This window comes from uncultured Tenacibaculum sp., from assembly GCF_947494125.1.
Lineage (GTDB): Bacteria > Bacteroidota > Bacteroidia > Flavobacteriales > Flavobacteriaceae > Polaribacter.
This window is the reverse complement of record NZ_CANLTU010000003.1, coordinates 366,030-383,605: the sequence shown is the minus strand read 5'-3', so window position 1 is coordinate 383,605 and position 17,576 is coordinate 366,030. Positions and strand designations below refer to the sequence as shown.

Here is a 17,576-nt window from a genome sequence, read left to right as displayed (position 1 = left end):
ACAGTATCAGAGTTTGGATGTACAACAGCAAATACAACAAATAATGCAACGATAACAGTGAATCCAGGAGCTATTACAGGAGGAACAGGAACCTATGTAAGAGCAGTATTTGTATATGATAATGGAACTCCAGGTGATGCAACTGATGATATAACACAAGACAGTACATCATTTAGTTATACTGTAATAAATGAAGCAGGAGGAAATGTATCAATAACAATATTTGATGACAAGGGGTGTATAGGAACTATAGGAGCAACAGTTCAACCATTTGAGAAGTTAATAGATGCAACAATTACAGTAACAAAAGCTATAGATTGTGCAACAGGAGAAGATATTACAGTGAAAATAAATCCAGATATAGTGAATGCTAGTTATGCAATAACAGGAGCAGGAACAGGATTTACAGCAACACAAGTAGTACCAGTAGCTACAGATTCAGCAACGTTTACAGGATTAGCAACAGATAACTATACAATAACAATAACACACCCAGTAACAGGATGTATATTGTCAACGGCTCATATAGTTAGTGATGCACCAGAGTTTGAATTAATTGTAGATAATATTCAGAGAGCATGTTTCGGAGGAACTGGAAGTATCGATTTAAGCTTTAATCCAGTAACACCATATACAGATGTTTATACTTATGAAATATTTAATGTAGGAGGTGTAACAACAGGAATAACAGGAAATGGAGTAGGTAATGTAACAACAACAATTAATAATTTATCAGCAGGTAATTATTATGCAGTTATAACAATGCCAAACTCACCGTTCTGTTCTGCAACTTCTGTAAACTTTACAATAGATCAACCAGCAAATGATTTAACATTAGCACATGCGTTAACTTATTTAAAATGTAATCAAGCAGATTCAGGTGAAGTTAAATTAACAGCACAGGGAGGTTGGGGAGTTTACCAATATGAATTAGTTAATGTAACTACAGGTACAACAATACAGGCGTACAATAATAACGATGCAATTACAGGTTTAACAGTAGGTAATTATCAAGCAACAGTTAGAGATGCTAATAATTGTACAGAGATAATAACATTCCAATTAGATGTAGGAACAACAATAACAGGAGCGTTCACAGTTACACCAAATAATTGTACTGGTGAAAGTACTGCAACAATTGAAGTTACAGGAGTAGTAGGAGGTCAATTACAAGCAGCTCCACTTACTTATATGTATACATTAGAACTTCCTGATGGAACAAGAACAACAAGTCAGGCTTCACCAATATTCTCTAATTTACCAGCAGGTATAGGATATTCGGTTATTATATCTGATGGATATTCTTGTGATGGAAGAGTTGGACCTATAGATATTGTTGATCCAACAGAAGCAACAGCAACAGCAAGTATAACAGCAGATATTACTTGTAACAGACCTCAAGCTACAGTTGAAGTAACAGGTTCTGGAGGTAATGGTCCTTATATGTATAGTATAGACGGTATTAGTTTTGTTAATAACCCAATATTTAATGTTAATGCAGGAGAACACCAGTTTTATGTAAGAGATAATCAATTATGTATTTCTGATCCTACTACAATAACAATTAATCCTTATGAGACTCTAGTTGCTACTTTAGATACAAGTGCAGCAATTATTACTTGTAACGGAGATAGTAATGCTGTTTTATCTGCAAATGTTACTGGAGGATTAGGTAATTATGAATATCAATTATTAGATAATACGAATGCTGTAATTAGTGGATGGCAACCATCTAATTCATTTGGAGGTATAAATGTTGGTATTTATAAAATAGCAGTAAGAAGTACGAATGCAGCAGGAGATGTTTGTACAACAGAAACAGCAGAACATCAAATAACAGAGCCTCTACCATTAACCGGTAATGCAGTGCCAACTCATGTAACATGTTTTGGAGGTAATACAGGTACTATAACAGTGAATGCTTTTGATGGAAATGGAGATTACGAGTATAATATTACTTCAGTACCAGATAGACCAGAATACCCTGCAGATAAGTATGTAAAAAACAATGTTTTTGAAAACTTAGCAGCTGGTATATATATGATAACTATTAAAGATGTAATAGGATGTCCATTAGCACCAATACAAGTTATAATTACAGAACCTAATGATTTAACAATAGGATTGGTAAATGTAACAGAGCAAACATGTTTAAATGATCCAACACCTACAATAACAGTAGATGTTCAAGGAGGAACGCAACCTTACTTTATTAGTATTAATAATGTTGAGTTAGCAACACCATATTCTCAAAACCAAATAACTATAGGAAGTGCAGAAGGTATTGCAGCAAATACAGTTTATGTAATAAGTGTAAGAGATAGTGGTGGTGGATGTGCTCCAAAGGCGTTGACACCATTAACAACAGCTGACCCTGTAGATTTAAGCTTAACAGTTGATTTTGAATATACTTGTCCAGAAGGAAATATTATAAAAGCAATTGTTGATGATAAGTATAAGAATTCAATGTCTTATACGTTATATGATGGAAGTGGAACAGCAGTAACAACGAATACAACAGGAGAGTTTATAGATGTTGCAGCAGGAAATGGATATACAGTAACAGCAACGCATACAGGTACAGCGTGTTCTGAAAATTCAACAAGTACTCCGATAGATATATTAGATATACAAGCGTTAACAATGACTATTGACGATTCTCAAAAGAACAAGTTAATAGCTAATGTAAACTTCGGATTGCCTCCATATAATTTTACAGTAGATGGAGTTGATATGGGTAGCGATAATGAATTTACAATCTTGCAAACTAAAGATTATACGATAACAGTAACAGATGCTAGAGGTTGTCAATTAACATTAACCGTAGAAGGAATATATATTACTATTACAGTTCCTAATTTATTTACACCAGATGGTGATGGAGTAAACGATCATTGGTATCCATTAGAAGTAGAAGATTACCATGAATTAAGAGTGTTTATTTTTGATAGATATGCTCGAAAAATTCAAAACTTCCAAGGAGTACAACAAGGATGGGATGGATTGTATGATGGAAAACCTTTACCATCGGGAGATTATTGGTATACTATTTACTATAAAGAGTTATCAGGTCAAGAGAAGAAATTAATGGGTCACTTTACACTATACAGATAATAATGAGAAAAGTATTAATAATAATAAGCATCGTAATTTCTAGTGTAAAATTAGTTGCTCAGGAGGTAAATTTACCTCAGTATGTAAGTCATATGGCTGATAACCCTTTTTTAATATCACCAACCTTTGCAGGAATTGGTTCAGGGTTACAAGTTAGATTAAATGGAGTTAGTCAATGGATAGGTGTAAAAGGAGCACCAGATACACAATCTATTACAGTTGAAGCAAGATTGGCAGATAGATTTGGTGGAGGTTTAACTCTTTTTAATGATAAAAACGGTTTTACAACACAGCAAGGAGCAAAATTGTCATTTGCAAGTCATTTAACATTGAGTAATTTTCATGATAGTTTTTTATCATTTGCGTTAAGCTATAACTTTGTGCAATTTGGGATAGATACTTCTCAAAATAATACAGGGCAGTCATTACCAAATAGGTCAATAAGTAATTCAAATTTTGATGTAGGAATGTTATATCGTTATGAACGTTTTAGTATTAGTGTAAACATTAATAATCTTTTAGATAAGAAAGTTGAAAATTTTACTTTAGATGAACCAAAAACTTTAAGAAGGTATACATTATATTCATCTTTAGTATTGGCTAGAGTTAGTAATCAAATTGAGATAGAACCATCTATTCTTGTAGAGTATTATGAAGCAGATAAAAGATCTAGGACAGATATGAATGTTAAAGTCAGAAAAGGAATTAGAGATGGATATGTTTGGGCAGGTTTAAGTTATACATTCTTAAATGATCAATTTTTCCAACCAAATGCAATAGCACCATTGTTTGGATTAAAAAAGAATAACTTATATATGTCATATGGTTTTAGTATTAATGTAAATAAAACACAAGATTTTAATTATGGTACTCATATGATAACATTAGGTTTTGATTATGATAGAAGACCAAGTTTGGCAAGATGTACTCAAAAAATGATTATTTTTTAAAGAATTATAATAATATAATAGAAATCCTCAAGCTAAAACTTGGGGATTTTCTTTTTCTTTGCATTAATGGAAAATAAGAATCAAAATTCGACAAATCTTAATAAATTTATAAGTAGTACAGGTATTTGTTCTCGTAGAGATGCTGAAAAATATATTATAGCAGGTAGAGTAACAATAAATAAGGAAGTAGCTCAATTAGGGAATAGAGTACTAGAAGGAGATGAAGTTAGAGTAGATGGACGTTTATTAGAAGCAAAACCTAAAACGTTATATATAGCTTTAAATAAGCCTGTAGGAATAGTATGTACTACAGATAGTAAAGAAAAAAAGAATATCGTAAAATTTGTAGGGCATCCACAAAGGTTATTTCCAATAGGTCGTTTAGATAAACCGTCAGAAGGATTAATTTTTCTAACAAATGATGGAGATATTGTAAACAAGATTTTAAGAGCAGGGAATAATCACGAAAAAGAATATATTGTTTCAGTGAATAAAAAAATCACTGATGATTTTATAGTTAAAATGAGTAATGGAATTCCAATTTTAGGAACGGTAACTCAAAAATGTAAAGTAAAAAAATTGAGCGATTTTACTTTTCAAATTATTTTAACGCAAGGTTTAAACCGACAAATACGTAGAATGTGTGAATATTTAGATTACGAAGTAACTAAATTAAAACGAGAGCGTATTATGAATGTGTCTTTGGGTAAATTAAAGGTAGGAGATTGGAGAGAGTTAACTTTAGATGAAATGAAAGAAATAAATCATATGATTTCGAGTTCATCAAAAACAGAAGAAGCTTCAGTAGTTGTAGAAAAAAAGAAACAAAAACAACCCAAGAAAAAAGAAGTAATAAAGGTTAATGACTTTAATAAAAAAAGTGCATCATTTAGAAAAAAATCTGCAACATCAAAAAGAAATTCAAAACAATCAAATAGAAAAAAGAGAAGATAAAACTTTATAATTCTTTTAATTTTTCAATTCTTAAATAAGCGTATCTTTGCCACTTATGCAATTTGACTTAAAAACAACCGATCCAAAGAGTAAAGCCCGCGCAGGTGTTATTACAACAGATCACGGAACAATAGAGACTCCAATATTTATGCCAGTAGGTACTGTAGGAACAGTAAAAGGAGTACATCAATCAGAATTAAAAAACGAGATAAATCCTGATATTATATTAGGAAATACTTATCATTTATATTTACGACCAAAATTAGAAATATTGGAAGCCGCAGGAGGTTTGCATAAATTTATGAATTGGGATCGTAATATTTTAACAGATAGTGGAGGATATCAAGTATACTCGCTTTCTGGTAGAAGAAAGATTAATGAAGAAGGAGTAAAGTTTAAAAGTCATATTGATGGATCAACACATTTTTTTACTCCAGAAAACGTAATGGAAACTCAACGTACAATTGGTGCTGATATTATTATGGCATTTGATGAGTGTACACCATATCCTTGTGATTATAATTATGCAAAACGTTCTATGCATATGACTCATAGGTGGTTAAAACGTTGTATAAACCATTTAGAAAAAGTGCCTTATAAATATGGCTATGAGCAAACATTTATGCCTATTGTACAAGGAAGTACTTATAAAGATTTACGAAAGCAATCTGCAGAGTTTATAGCAAATACGAATCAACAAGCAAATGCAATTGGTGGACTATCAGTAGGAGAGCCAGCTGAAGAAATGTATGCTATGACAGAAGTTGTTACAGCAATCTTACCAGAGGATAAACCACGTTATTTAATGGGAGTAGGAACTCCAATTAATATTTTAGAAAATATTGCTTTGGGTATTGATATGTTCGATTGTGTTATGCCAACGCGTAACGCTCGTAACGGAATGTTATTTACTGCTTACGGATCAATCAATATAAAAAATAAAAAGTGGGAAAATGATTTTTCTCCTATTGATGAAATGGGAATTACTTACGTAGACACTATGTATTCAAAAGCTTATTTACGTCATTTATTTGCAGCGAAAGAAATGTTAGGAAAACAAATAGCATCTATTCATAATTTAGGATTCTATTTATGGTTAACAAGAGAAGCTAGAAAACATATTTTAGCAGGAGATTTTGCAGAGTGGAAAGATAAAATGGTAAAACAAATGGATAACCGTTTATAAAATTAAAGAACGCTTTTGAAAATACTCGATTGGTACATATTAAAACGATATTTAGTAACGTTTCTTTTTACGTTATTAATATTAATTCCTATTGCAGTAGCTATAGATATTGCAGAGAAAATAGATAAGTTTTTGCGTCATGAAAATTTAACCTTTTTTGAGGTTGCAAATGACTATTACAAAAACTTTATTATTTATTATGCAAACACATTTATGCCTTTGGCATTATTTATTGCCGTAATATTATTTACATCGAGATTAGCAAATAATACAGAAATTGTAGCAATAAATGGAGCACAAATATCATTTACTCGTTTTTTGTATCCTTATTTTATAGGAGCTACTATTGTATGTATAGTTGCATTGTCAATGAACCACTTTTTTGTACCATCTAGTAGTAAAACAAGAAAAGAGTTTGAAAAAAAATATTTAGCAAAGAAAAAATATATAGATAATTCTGTACGGGAGTTTAGCTTACAATTGAATGATAGTACATATGTTTTTGCTCAAAGTTTTGATTTAAAAAGAAATTCAGGCTATTATTTTTCTACAGAAGTATATGATGGTATTCAATTGAAACAAAAATTTACAGCCGAAAATATTAATTGGAACGAAAAAGACAGTACGTTTAAGTTATATCGATGGAAAAAAAGAAAGGTTTATAAAGATAGAGACAGTATTTTTTCAGGGAATAGTTTAGATACCACTTTTGCTTTTACTCCAAAAGATTTTAATTATAAAGATATTATGGCCCAAGAGATGAGATCACCAGAACTAATAAAGTTCATAGAGATTTCAAGGAAAAGAGGTATTAAGAACTTAAATGTATATTTAGTAGAGTTATATAAACGGACTAGTTTACCAGTTGCAAGTTATATATTATCTTTAATAGCGGTAGCTTTAGCATATCGAAAGCGTAGAGGAGGAATAGGGTTAAATTTAGCGTTGGGTATATCTATAATGTTTATATATGTATTCTTTTTAAAGGTAGCTGAAGTATTAGGAGCAGTAGCAGGAGCAAATGCTTTATTAAACGTTTGGAGTCCTAATATTGTATTTGGCTTATATGCTATTTATTTGTACTTAAATGCAAGGAAATAAACTTAAAAATTATCTCCATTTACATTTTATTGTTTTTATATGGGGTTTCACAGCAATACTTGGAGCATTAATATCTATTGATGCAGTTCCTTTGGTTTGGTATCGTATGTTAATAGCTGTAGTATTTATAGCACTTTATTTTTTAGCGCGAAGAATATCATTCAAAGTAGAAAAAAGAGCATTATTAAAATTTGCAGTTTCAGGCATAATTATCGCAGTACATTGGATAACTTTTTTTAAAGCAATAAAAGTGTCAAATGTTTCAGTTGCTTTAGTAACTATGAGTACAGGAGCTTTTTTTGCTTCACTTATAGAGCCTTTCTTTTTTAAAAGAAAAATAAAATCAATAGAAATTTTACTAGGATTATTAGTAATTGTAGGGCTTTACATCATATTTAATTTTGAAAGTCAATATACATTAGGTATTGTATACGCATTGATATCAGCTTTTTTATCAGCGTTATTTGCTGTTTTAAACGGGCTTTTTATAAAAAAACACAATGCAAATATTATATCGTTTTATCAATTGTTATTTGGAGTCTTAGGAGTAACATTGTATTTATTGGTAACACAAAAATTTTCAGTAGATTTCTTTTTATTATCAACAAATGATTGGTTGTATTTATTAGTATTGAGTAGTATTTGTACAGCATATGCATTTATAGCTTCTGTACAAGTAATGAGGTATTTAACCCCTTATACAGTAATGTTAACCATTAATTTAGAACCTGTATATGCAATTATATTAGCCTTAATTATATTTGGAGAAAAAGAGGAAATGAATACAGAGTTTTATTACGGAGCATTTATTGTTTTGCTAGTAGTATTACTTAATGGAGTTCTTAAAAATGCAGCATCAATAAAAAAGAAAATTAGAAAAAAATAGAATTTTTAAAAAAAGTACTAAGGTAAACTGTTCATATTTTTAGTATGTTTGCCTTTACAAACGACTAACTATAAAAATAGAAAATCAAACTATACACAATGGAATATTTAGATTTTGAAATGCCAATAAAAGAATTAGAAGATCAATTGGCAAAATGTTTTGATATAGGAAAAGAAAGCGAGGTTGATGTTACAGAAACTTGCAAGAAGATTGAAAAAAAATTAGAGAAAGCTAGAAAAGATATATATAAAAACTTAACTCCATGGCAGCGTGTACAATTGTCACGTCATCCTAATAGACCATATACATTAGATTATATTAATGCTATCTGTGGAAATACTTTTATGGAGTTACATGGAGATCGTAGTGTAAAAGACGATAAAGCCATGATTGGTGGTTTAGGAAAAATAGGCGATCAGTCGTTTATGTTTATAGGTCAGCAAAAAGGATATAATACAAAAACACGTCAGTACCGTAACTTTGGTATGGCAAATCCAGAAGGGTACCGTAAAGCGTTACGTTTAATGCGTATGGCTGAAAAATTTGGTATTCCAGTGGTAACTTTATTAGATACTCCAGGAGCATATCCAGGATTAGAAGCTGAAGAACGCGGGCAAGGAGAAGCTATTGCTCGTAATATTTTAGAAATGACTCGTTTAAAAACTCCTATTATTACCATAGTAATTGGTGAAGGAGCTTCAGGAGGAGCATTAGGTATTGGAGTAGGAGATAAGGTATATATGATGGAGAATACTTGGTATACAGTAATTTCTCCAGAATCATGTTCATCTATTTTATGGCGTAGCTGGGAATATAAAGAGCAAGCAGCAGAAGCTTTAAAATTAACTGGAGAAGATATGAAGAGGTTAAAATTAATTGACGGAATCATAGAAGAACCAGCAGGAGGTGCTCATTCTGATAGAGAAGGCGCTTTTAAAGCTGTACAGGAACAAATTTTAACTGCTTTTGGTGAATTAAAAGATTTAAATAATACTGATTTAGTAGCCCAACGAATGGATAAATATGCCAACATGGGTGTTTATAAAGAGTAATTTATAAATATATTAGATTGATAAAATAAAAAAGCAACCAAATTTGGTTGCTTTTTGTTTACGGTATATTTAAATATTTATGAGTTTGTAAAGAAACACGCCACTTAGGATTATTCATTACATAATCTACAATAAGAGGAGTCATTTTTTCTTTTTTACTCCATTCAGGCTGTAAAAAAAGCTGACATTTCTTTCCTACTTTTTCAGCTTGTTCTTCAGCAAATTGAAAATCATTTTTATTATGAATAATCATTTTCAATTCATCAGCTTCTTTATAACATTGTTTTGTTGGTAATTTTGTTTTTTTAGGAGATAAGCAAAACCAATCCCATTTACCAGAAAATTCATAAGCACCAGAAGTTTCAATATGAGTTTTCATCCCTTTATCTTGAAGCTCTTGTGTAATATAATCTAAACTCCACATTAAAGGTTCGCCACCAGTAATAACTACAGTTTTTGCATATTTTTTTGCATTCTCAACTATAATATCAGTTTTTGTTGGAGGATGCAATTTCGCATTCCAACTTTCTTTAACATCACACCAATGACAACCTACATCACATCCACCAATTCTAATAAAATAAGCAGCAGTACCTGTATGAGATCCTTCTCCTTGTATGGTGTAAAATTCTTCCATTAAAGGAAGCATTTCACCTTTATTAATTAACTCTTGCGTCTTTAAATCCATCTACTTTTACAGCTATTACATCAATTTCGATTTTAGCACCTACTAATAAATCGGCTGCAAAGGTAGTTCTTGCAGGCTTATTTTTAGGGAAATATTTGCGAAAAATTGTATTAAAGGCATTAAAATCGTTAATATCGGCTAATATTACAGTGCATTTCACTACATGCTCAAGATCAGAATCATGAAGTTCTAATACGTTTTTAATATTTTCTAAAGTTTGTACAGTTTGCTCGGTAATACCACCTTCTGCTAATTTTTTTGAATCAGGATTAATACCTACTTGCCCTGCTAAATATAATGTGTTTCCTGCTTGAACAGCATCAGAAAAAGGAGCATTTTTTTTACGTTCTAATTTCGATTTATAAAAAATTAATTGAGCTTTCTTATCTGAAGTTTTACAAGAAATAAATAGAAAAATTAAAAGGAAATAAAGAAATTGATGGAGTTTCATAATTAGTTGTTTAACTAAGGTTTATCGTAAAGTTAATAAATAAGAGTTAACGAGTTTTTGAAATGCTAATTTTAATAGTATTTTTATCGAAATTTTACTGAATAATGGGAAATAAAGAAACTTTTTTAGATTACATAAATCAAGGATATAAATGTAAAGACGACTTTATTACATTAGGAGCAGGAATGCTGGGAGAAGAAACAGTAACAAATGCTTTGGTTAACATACCTTTAAAAACGTTAAACCGTCATGGGTTAATAGCGGGAGCTACTGGTACTGGAAAAACAAAAACATTACAAGTGCTGGCAGAAAACATGTCAGAAAAAGGAATTCCAGTATTATTAATGGATGTTAAAGGAGATTTAAGTGGGCTAGCCCAACCGAGTCCAGGACATGTTAAGATTGATGAACGTCATGAAAAAATAGGTATTCCATTTAATGCAACTAAATTTCCAGTAGAAATTTTATCAATATCAGAACAAGATGGTGTACGTTTGCGAGCAACTGTATCTGAATTTGGACCGGTTTTATTATCTCGAATTTTAGATTTAACAGAAACCCAATCGGGTATTGTGGCTATTATTTTTAAATACTGTGATGATAATAAATTACCATTATTAGATTTAAAAGATTTTAAGAAAATACTTCAATTTGTAACAAACGAAGGAAAAAAAGAAATTCAAGAAGAATACGGACGAATTTCTACAGCAAGTACTGGCGCTATTTTAAGAAAAATAGTAGAAATAGAACAGCAAGGAGGCGATTTGTTTTTTGGAGAGAAATCATTTGAAGTAGATGATTTAACAAGAATAGATGAAAATGGAAGAGGAATGATTTCTGTTTTGCGTTTAACTGATATTCAAGATAAGCCAAAATTATTTTCAACATTTATGTTACAATTATTGGCTGAAGTATATGAAACATTTCCAGAACAAGGAGATAGTGGACGACCAGAGTTAGTAATTTTTATTGATGAAGCGCATTTAGTATTTGATGAAGCTTCTAAAGCATTATTAAGTCAAATAGAAAGTATTGTAAAATTAATTCGTTCAAAAGGAATTGGATTGTATTTTGTAACACAAAACCCTAAAGATGTACCAGAAGATGTATTGGCTCAATTAGGAATGAAAATTCAGCATGCATTACGCGCTTTTACAGCAAAAGATAGAAAAGCAATTAAGTTAGCTGCGGAGAATTATCCAGACTCTGAATATTACGATACTAAAGAAGTATTAACACAATTAGGAATAGGGGAAGCTTTAGTTTCGGTACTAAATGAAAAAGGTATACCAACGCCACTAGCAAGAACAATGTTACGTGCACCTATGAGTAGAATGGATGTTTTAACAGAAAAAGAAATTAAGCAGGTTCTTGATAATTCGAGGTTAATACTTAAATATAATGAAACTGTTGATAGAGAGAGTGCTTATGAAATATTGAAAGAAAAAATTGAAGAAATAAACAAAGAAAAAACAGAAGAAGCTCGTAAAAAAGAAGAAACAAAAACAAGAAATAGATCATCATCAACTAGAGCTAGAAGTACTAGACAAAATCCAATAATAAAAGTATTAACGAGTGCTACGTTTATACGAAGTGTATTTGGAATATTAAAAAAAGTATTAAAATAAAAAACAAATAATAAAATTAGACGTTTTAATAAAAAGTAAACAAATGAAGAACATAATTAAACCACTTATTATCGCTTTAATGTCCGTACTGTTTATCCAATGTGGAAATAGTAAATACGATATTGCAAAAGGTAAAGTAGGTAAGTTAACAACCAAAACTACAATGCAGGAAGTTGAGAAAATTTTTGAAAAAGATTCTGTAGTAAAAGTATTAAGTGAAGGAACAAAAGGAAATAATATATTTCAAGAAGATGATAAATATAAGGTCTTTGAAAAAGGAGGGAAGCATTTATTAACTATTATCCCCCAAGAGCAGTTAGATTCAACTTCAACAATAAAAAGTATAGAATTTTTTGATAATAGATTTAAAACAAAATCTGGTTTAAACATTAGTTCAACTTTTCAAGAGATTAACGCTAATAATACAGTTAATAAAGTAGAGTCTTCACTTTCTTCAGCAACATTATTTATAGATGACTTAAATGCAACAATAGCCATCGATAAAGAAGATCTGGGATTAAAAGAGTTTAGCACACAAAAAGTAACAAAAGAACAAATACCAGATTTAGCAAAAATAAAGTCATTTACTATTTGGTTTAATTAACAAAACTAAAAACCGAAACAATTTGTTTCGGTTTTTTTATTTTTATAGAATGAGTAAGAAATATACAATTCAAAAAAAACCTTTTGTAGTACCAACTACAGATGGTAAATTAATAGAAGAGCATTTTGGAAATGCTACAGATAAAAATTCCAAAGTTAGCATTGCGCATATGGTTGCACCTTCTGGATGGAGTGAGCCTTTTCAAATACCAGAGTTTGAAGAATACACGTACATAATTAAAGGAAAAAAACAATTTAATATAGATGGAGATATTATTGTTTTAAAAGCAGGAGAATCAATTAAAATAGAGAAAAATGTTCGTGTCCAATATTCAAATCCATTTGAAGAATCTTGCGAATATTTAGCAGTTTGTTTACCTGCATTTTCTATCGATTTAGTGAATAGGGAAAATAATTAAAACTGATATTTTTTATCAATCGCATATTTTACAAGTTCGTTTCCGTTTTTTAAATTTAGTTTACGAATCATGTTTTTTCTATGAGTATCTACAGTTGTTTTGGCAATAAATAAGGCTTCTGAAATTTCTTTAGAGGTATTTCCATTAGCAATTAATTGTAGTATTTCTTTTTCTCTATTAGATAAAACAATCTTTTCAGATTTTCCTACAGTAACATTTTCATTGATATAATCGTTCATAAAATTAAAAGCCACATTAGGATCAAAAAAAGTTTCACCATTGGCTACAGTAACAATTGCTCTAGAAAGCATTTTAATGCCTGAGTTTTTAAGTAAATAGCCAGAGGCACCAGCATCTAACATTTGTTTTATCGCTTCTGGTTGGTCAAACATAGTTAATGCAAGTACCTTTATATGTGGGAATTTTGTTTTAATCAATTTAGTAGCTTGAATGCCATCCATTATAGGCATACGAATATCTGTAATAACTAATCTAGGTTGTTTTAAACTAACAAGTTTTACTAAATCTTCACCGTTATTAACGGTGCCAATTATATTGATGTCTTCATCATATTCAAAAAATGATTTTACGCCATCAATTAACATTTGATGATCTTCTGCCATAGCAATAGTTATCATACTTTATCTGTTTTTACCAAAGATAAGAAATGCTATAACGAAAAAGTATACCTAAATTTAGGTATTACGTTATAGGAATATTTATAATAATGGAAGTTCCTTTGCCAAGCGTAGAATCTATATTAAATGTACCTTTTAAATGCATAATTCTAGTTTTAATAGAACTTAACCCTATGCCTTCTTTTAAAGTCGTTTTATCGTACTTAAACCCTTTTCCGTTATCTTCTATAATAATATTTAAATTCTGGTCGTAAAGAGCAATATTTATGGTTGCTTCTGAAGCGTTAGCATGTTTTATGATATTAGTTATAAGTTCTTGAATAATTCTAAAGAGAGTTATTTCTAATTTGTTCTCTAGTCTTTTATCCAATCCAAAATCTAAAACATGAATTGTAATTTTATTTGCGTCCGATATTTTTTCAGCCATTAGTTTTACAGCAACTAATAAACCTTTATTAGCAATTACACCAGCATTTTTGGCATGAGCAATGCTACGAACTTTTAAATAAGTTTCATCAATTAGATTTTCTGTTTTAGCGTATAGTTCATCTTGATCGAAATGTTTTTTTTCTCTATTCAGTTTTAAATTTTCAAAATGCAGTTTTAGAGTAGCTAAAACGCTACCTATATTGTCGTGTAAATCTTCAGCAATTCGAATACGTTCTTTTTCTTGTCCATCTACCATAGCATTGATGGTATTAATCTCTTGTTCTTTAAGTAGTGTTAGGTTTTTTTGCTTTTCAAGCTCATTTTGTTGCTCTGCTAGTAACCTTTTTTTACGAGAATTTTTTAAGGTAAGAAAACCAATAGTGCCACTTAAAAATAAAAAAGCTAATGAGCCATAAAGTAAGTTTTGACTCTGTTTTCTTTTGGATTCAATTTCTAAATTATTAGCTCTTAATTTTTCATTATCATATTTTTCTTTAATATCTGAGATTGCAATATTCTGTTGAGTATTATTAATGCTATCTCTTATTAAATCGTATTTATCAAAATAAAAATAAGCAGTTTTATAATCATTAATTTTTTGATGAGATTGAGCTAGTTTAAAAAAAAGTATTCGTTTTAAATTTAAGGCATATTTTTCTGGATTTATTTTTTCAGCTTTTTTAAATTTTTTTATTGCATTATCAAAATCTCCCTCTTTTTGATATAAATTTCCATAGTTTAAATAAGTTGAAAAAATTTCTGTAGTTAAACTATTGTCATATATTTTAAGAGCTTTTTCGAAAAAATAACTAGCTGAATCTTTTTTATAATTTGTATATAATAATCCTAGATTTGAATAAGTATTGGCTTCAATTTCTCTGTTTTTTATTCTTTTAGAAAGGAAGATTATTCTTCTATAGAATTCTAAGGAGTTAGAGTATTGGCTTTTTTTTAAAAGTTTAATAGCATATTCTTTATAAGATTTTATTTGTTTTATTGTATCAGTTGAATTATTTACATAATTAATGAAATCTATAAAATAAACTTGAGGATCAAGTCCTAAGTTCTTTTGAGAATTTAATAATGTATAAACCTGAAAATTACATTCAGCAACACTATCAAGATCGTTTTTATTTTTATAGAATGCTCTAGCTTTTAAATAATAATTGTAAGCTAAGTGATGTTTATTAAGGTTGTCAAGTTTAATCCCTTTTTTAAAATAATAAAAACCAGAATCTTTTTGTTGTTGTTTAATCACATTATAACTGCTCATAATATTATAGTTAGTTATTAATGTTATTATGAGCAGTTTTTTTAAATAATTCATTCAAAATTAGATTATGGATTTCCAACAATAACTCCTCCTCCAGCTTCATCAGGTTTTCTAAAAGGATTCAATTTACCATCGTCATTGTAAATAACGATATGGACAATTTTTTTAGAATCATTAGGGTCAAAAGAAGGAAGATATGGGTTTAAGTTAGTTAAGTCTTTAAATTCAATTTTCCCTTTTAATAAATGTGTCATTGGTTTATTTCTAGTTTCAGACGAGGTGCTATCTGTAACATGAATGATTATTGTAGAATATATATGTCTGTTATCATAATAAGCATTTAAAACTTTAAAATTTTTATTAGGAACAGGGGTTTCAATTTTTAAATATTCTTCGTCCCATTGATAAAGACTAACGTTTGGGGAAATATCTAAGTTCTTTTTATAATTTAGTTTTAATGTAGTTAAATTAGCAATCTCGCATTTAAAATTGTTCTGTATTTTTAAATTTACTGAAGGAGTAGTGTCTAATATAGATCGTTTTTTCTTCTTACAAGAAAGAGTAATTATTGCAAACAGAATTAATATTATTTTTTTTTTCATCATTAGTTTGGTTTTAAGTTAATAATACTTCAAATATCAAAATAAATCAAGAATACTAACTACCTACAAATAGGTATTTAAAACTACCTAAATATAGGTAAAACTATGATAAGGTAAAAACAGTCAATAAAACCCCTAAAAGAATAGCAGCAAATTTTTGAAAATTAAATTTATGATTCTCTGAACTTTCAAAAAGTATAACAGTAGAAATATGAAGAAAAACTCCAATAATTAAGGCAGTAATCTCTGTATGGTACAGATTAAAGAAGGTTACTTTGTCAGAAACTAAAACTCCTAACGGACTCATTAAAGCAAAGATGCTTAAAAAGAAAATAATAGTCTGTTTGCTATAATTTGTGTTTAATAAAAATGTAGTTAATACAATTGCAATCGGAATTTTATGAACAATAATTGCCCATAATAAATTGTCATTTGCATGATGTATTGGCAAACCTTCAGAAAAAGCATGAATACATAAACTCACAAATAATAACCATGGAAATTTAGATTTGTCTGAATGTAAGTGAATATGTCCGTGTTCAGCCCCTTTAGAAAAAGATTCTAAAACCGATTGAATAATAATTCCTACTAAGATTAAAATTCCTGCTTTTTTTGCATCATGAGTATGACCATATACTTCAGGTAATAAGTGCAAAATGGTTACAGATAACAAATAAGCACCACTAAAAGCTAGTAATAAACGAACAATTTTATTGTTAGGTTTTAAAACTAAAACTAGTAAAGAACCTACTAAAACAGAAATTATTAATAAAATATAACTCATTCAGCAACTAAAATTAATCTATCAGAAGTATTAGGGTTAAACTCATTCAAACTATAATCACCAAAAACATGTTTAATTTTTAAACCAGCTTTTTCAAAATACGATTGCATTTTATCTAAAGTTAAAAATTTTACCTGCTCAGTATAAGAATGTTGTTGGCTATCTGCAACAAAAGAAATATGTTTAAAAATAAAACTATCTTTTATCTCCTTCTTTATATTAAATTCAATATTGTCAATAGTTTTAGTTTCTTCTTTTATTAAAGAACTTTTAACTTTTTCAACATTTAAAAAATCAAGAACAACAACACCATTTTGCTTTAAACCATTTTTTAAGCTTTTTAAAATGGTAATGTCTTCTTTATCATCATCAAAGTAACCAAAGCTAGTAAATAGGTTAAAAACAGCATCGTATTTGTTCTCAAGAGGAGTACGCATATCCCAAACTTCAAAATGAAGAGAATCATTTTCAAATTGTTTAGCATGTTTAATGCTATTACTACTTAAATCACCACCAGTAACTTTATAGCCTAAGGAATTTAAGTAAACGGAATGTCGTCCTTTTCCACAAGGTAAATCTGCTATATGGCTAGATTTAGGTAAATTTAAAAAAGAAGTTATTTTTCGCATAAAAAACTGAGCATCGGCGTCGTTTCTATGCTTATATAAAATATGATAGTATGGTGTATCGAACCAAGATGTAAACCAGTCTGTTGTTTTCATAACTATAAGGTCTGCAAAAATACATAAATCTTACGTTTTTTATATTGAAAAAAAAAAGATTCTCGCTAAGAGAAAATTAACTGTATTTTTGCAGTG

17 protein-coding genes are annotated in these 17,576 nt (G+C 29.5%); 10 read left to right on the top strand and 7 right to left on the bottom strand.

The window, feature by feature from the left end:
• The 7 genes from Q0881_RS08495 to Q0881_RS08465 form a co-directional block, all read left to right on the top strand.
• On the top strand, positions 1–3,114 hold a 3,114-nt coding region (locus Q0881_RS08495; RefSeq protein ID WP_299158929.1), incomplete at its 5' end, for a T9SS type B sorting domain-containing protein.
• A gap of 2 nt (positions 3,115–3,116) precedes the next feature.
• Entirely contained in the window at positions 3,117–4,064 is a 948-nt protein-coding gene (locus Q0881_RS08490; protein WP_299158927.1) for a type IX secretion system membrane protein PorP/SprF, read from the top strand.
• 66 nt (positions 4,065–4,130) lie between these two features.
• On the top strand, positions 4,131–5,018 hold the full coding sequence (gene rluF, locus Q0881_RS08485) for a 23S rRNA pseudouridine(2604) synthase RluF (RefSeq protein WP_299158924.1): 888 nt from the start codon (positions 4,131–4,133) through the stop codon (positions 5,016–5,018).
• 55 nt (positions 5,019–5,073) lie between these two features.
• The gene (gene tgt / locus Q0881_RS08480; protein WP_299158921.1) at positions 5,074–6,204 is read left to right on the top strand and encodes a tRNA guanosine(34) transglycosylase Tgt; all 1,131 of its coding nucleotides are present in this window, start codon (positions 5,074–5,076) and stop codon (positions 6,202–6,204) included.
• 15 nt (positions 6,205–6,219) lie between these two features.
• A complete protein-coding gene (locus tag Q0881_RS08475; RefSeq protein ID WP_299158919.1) occupies positions 6,220–7,305 on the top strand; it encodes an LptF/LptG family permease in 1,086 nt (361 codons plus the stop codon).
• Positions 7,292–8,191 (top strand): EamA family transporter, encoded by a 900-nt coding sequence (locus Q0881_RS08470; RefSeq protein ID WP_299158917.1) that lies wholly within the window; start codon positions 7,292–7,294, stop codon positions 8,189–8,191. The genes Q0881_RS08475 and Q0881_RS08470 overlap by 14 nt, the downstream gene beginning before the upstream one ends.
• Positions 8,192–8,289: 98 nt before the next feature.
• On the top strand, positions 8,290–9,243 hold the full coding sequence (locus Q0881_RS08465) for an acetyl-CoA carboxylase carboxyltransferase subunit alpha (protein WP_299158915.1): 954 nt from the start codon (positions 8,290–8,292) through the stop codon (positions 9,241–9,243).
• A gap of 58 nt (positions 9,244–9,301) precedes the next feature.
• Here Q0881_RS08465 and Q0881_RS08460 read toward each other — a convergent pair whose 3' ends face one another.
• Together Q0881_RS08460 and Q0881_RS08455 are read right to left on the bottom strand one after the other, a co-directional pair.
• The gene (locus Q0881_RS08460; protein ID WP_299158912.1) at positions 9,302–9,931 is read right to left on the bottom strand and encodes a 7-carboxy-7-deazaguanine synthase QueE; all 630 of its coding nucleotides are present in this window, start codon (positions 9,929–9,931) and stop codon (positions 9,302–9,304) included.
• Positions 9,903–10,382, bottom strand: coding sequence for a RidA family protein (locus Q0881_RS08455; protein ID WP_299158910.1), 480 nt, complete (start codon positions 10,380–10,382; stop codon positions 9,903–9,905). Before Q0881_RS08455 ends, Q0881_RS08460 begins: the two co-directional genes overlap by 29 nt.
• 104 nt (positions 10,383–10,486) lie before the next feature.
• Between Q0881_RS08455 and Q0881_RS08450 the strand changes: the two genes are divergently transcribed.
• Genes Q0881_RS08450 through Q0881_RS08440 form a run of 3 tightly spaced genes read left to right on the top strand, consistent with a single transcriptional unit; the run spans position 10,487 to position 13,032 of the window.
• On the top strand, positions 10,487–12,010 hold the full coding sequence (locus Q0881_RS08450) for a helicase HerA-like domain-containing protein (protein WP_299158907.1): 1,524 nt from the start codon (positions 10,487–10,489) through the stop codon (positions 12,008–12,010).
• Between the two features lie 43 nt (positions 12,011–12,053).
• Positions 12,054–12,614, top strand: coding sequence for a hypothetical protein (locus tag Q0881_RS08445; protein ID WP_299158905.1), 561 nt, complete (start codon positions 12,054–12,056; stop codon positions 12,612–12,614).
• Between the two features lie 49 nt (positions 12,615–12,663).
• Complete coding sequence (locus tag Q0881_RS08440) at positions 12,664–13,032, top strand: cupin domain-containing protein (RefSeq protein WP_299158903.1); 369 nt, start codon at positions 12,664–12,666, stop codon at positions 13,030–13,032.
• Here the strand turns inward: Q0881_RS08440 and Q0881_RS08435 are convergent.
• The 5 genes from Q0881_RS08435 to Q0881_RS08415 all read right to left on the bottom strand — a co-directional run bounded on the left by Q0881_RS08435 (position 13,029) and on the right by Q0881_RS08415 (position 17,480).
• A complete protein-coding gene (locus Q0881_RS08435) occupies positions 13,029–13,670 on the bottom strand; it encodes a response regulator transcription factor (protein WP_299158901.1) in 642 nt (213 codons plus the stop codon). The two genes, Q0881_RS08440 and Q0881_RS08435, sit on opposite strands and share 4 nt — an antisense overlap.
• A 64-nt stretch (positions 13,671–13,734) precedes the next feature.
• On the bottom strand, positions 13,735–15,372 hold the full coding sequence (locus tag Q0881_RS08430) for an ATP-binding protein (protein ID WP_299158898.1): 1,638 nt from the start codon (positions 15,370–15,372) through the stop codon (positions 13,735–13,737).
• 65 nt (positions 15,373–15,437) lie between these two features.
• A complete protein-coding gene (locus tag Q0881_RS08425; RefSeq protein WP_299158895.1) occupies positions 15,438–15,977 on the bottom strand; it encodes a hypothetical protein in 540 nt (179 codons plus the stop codon).
• A 100-nt stretch (positions 15,978–16,077) separates the two neighbouring features.
• The gene (locus Q0881_RS08420) at positions 16,078–16,758 is read right to left on the bottom strand and encodes a ZIP family metal transporter (protein ID WP_299158893.1); all 681 of its coding nucleotides are present in this window, start codon (positions 16,756–16,758) and stop codon (positions 16,078–16,080) included.
• A complete protein-coding gene (locus Q0881_RS08415; protein ID WP_299158890.1) occupies positions 16,755–17,480 on the bottom strand; it encodes a class I SAM-dependent methyltransferase in 726 nt (241 codons plus the stop codon). Before Q0881_RS08415 ends, Q0881_RS08420 begins: the two co-directional genes overlap by 4 nt.
• Between the last annotated feature and the right edge of the window lie 96 nt (positions 17,481–17,576).

Bases quoted from the DNA above. Each gene is read 5' to 3' on its own strand.
- Q0881_RS08490 (WP_299158927.1), top strand. From the start codon at position 3,117: ATGAGAAAAGTATTAATAATAATAAGCATCGTAATTTCTAGTGTAAAA.
- Q0881_RS08420 (WP_299158893.1), bottom strand. From the start codon at position 16,758: ATGAGTTATATTTTATTAATAATTTCTGTTTTAGTAGGTTCTTTACTA.
- Q0881_RS08445 (WP_299158905.1), top strand. From the start codon at position 12,054: ATGAAGAACATAATTAAACCACTTATTATCGCTTTAATGTCCGTACTG.
- tgt (WP_299158921.1), top strand. From the start codon at position 5,074: ATGCAATTTGACTTAAAAACAACCGATCCAAAGAGTAAAGCCCGCGCA.
- Q0881_RS08425 (WP_299158895.1), bottom strand. From the start codon at position 15,977: ATGATGAAAAAAAAAATAATATTAATTCTGTTTGCAATAATTACTCTT.
- Q0881_RS08435 (WP_299158901.1), bottom strand. From the start codon at position 13,670: ATGATAACTATTGCTATGGCAGAAGATCATCAAATGTTAATTGATGGC.
- Q0881_RS08440 (WP_299158903.1), top strand. From the start codon at position 12,664: ATGAGTAAGAAATATACAATTCAAAAAAAACCTTTTGTAGTACCAACT.
- Q0881_RS08430 (WP_299158898.1), bottom strand. From the start codon at position 15,372: ATGAGCAGTTATAATGTGATTAAACAACAACAAAAAGATTCTGGTTTT.
- Q0881_RS08460 (WP_299158912.1), bottom strand. From the start codon at position 9,931: ATGGATTTAAAGACGCAAGAGTTAATTAATAAAGGTGAAATGCTTCCT.
- Q0881_RS08455 (WP_299158910.1), bottom strand. From the start codon at position 10,382: ATGAAACTCCATCAATTTCTTTATTTCCTTTTAATTTTTCTATTTATT.
- Q0881_RS08470 (WP_299158917.1), top strand. From the start codon at position 7,292: ATGCAAGGAAATAAACTTAAAAATTATCTCCATTTACATTTTATTGTT.
- rluF (WP_299158924.1), top strand. From the start codon at position 4,131: ATGGAAAATAAGAATCAAAATTCGACAAATCTTAATAAATTTATAAGT.
- Q0881_RS08415 (WP_299158890.1), bottom strand. From the start codon at position 17,480: ATGAAAACAACAGACTGGTTTACATCTTGGTTCGATACACCATACTAT.
- Q0881_RS08450 (WP_299158907.1), top strand. From the start codon at position 10,487: ATGGGAAATAAAGAAACTTTTTTAGATTACATAAATCAAGGATATAAA.
- Q0881_RS08465 (WP_299158915.1), top strand. From the start codon at position 8,290: ATGGAATATTTAGATTTTGAAATGCCAATAAAAGAATTAGAAGATCAA.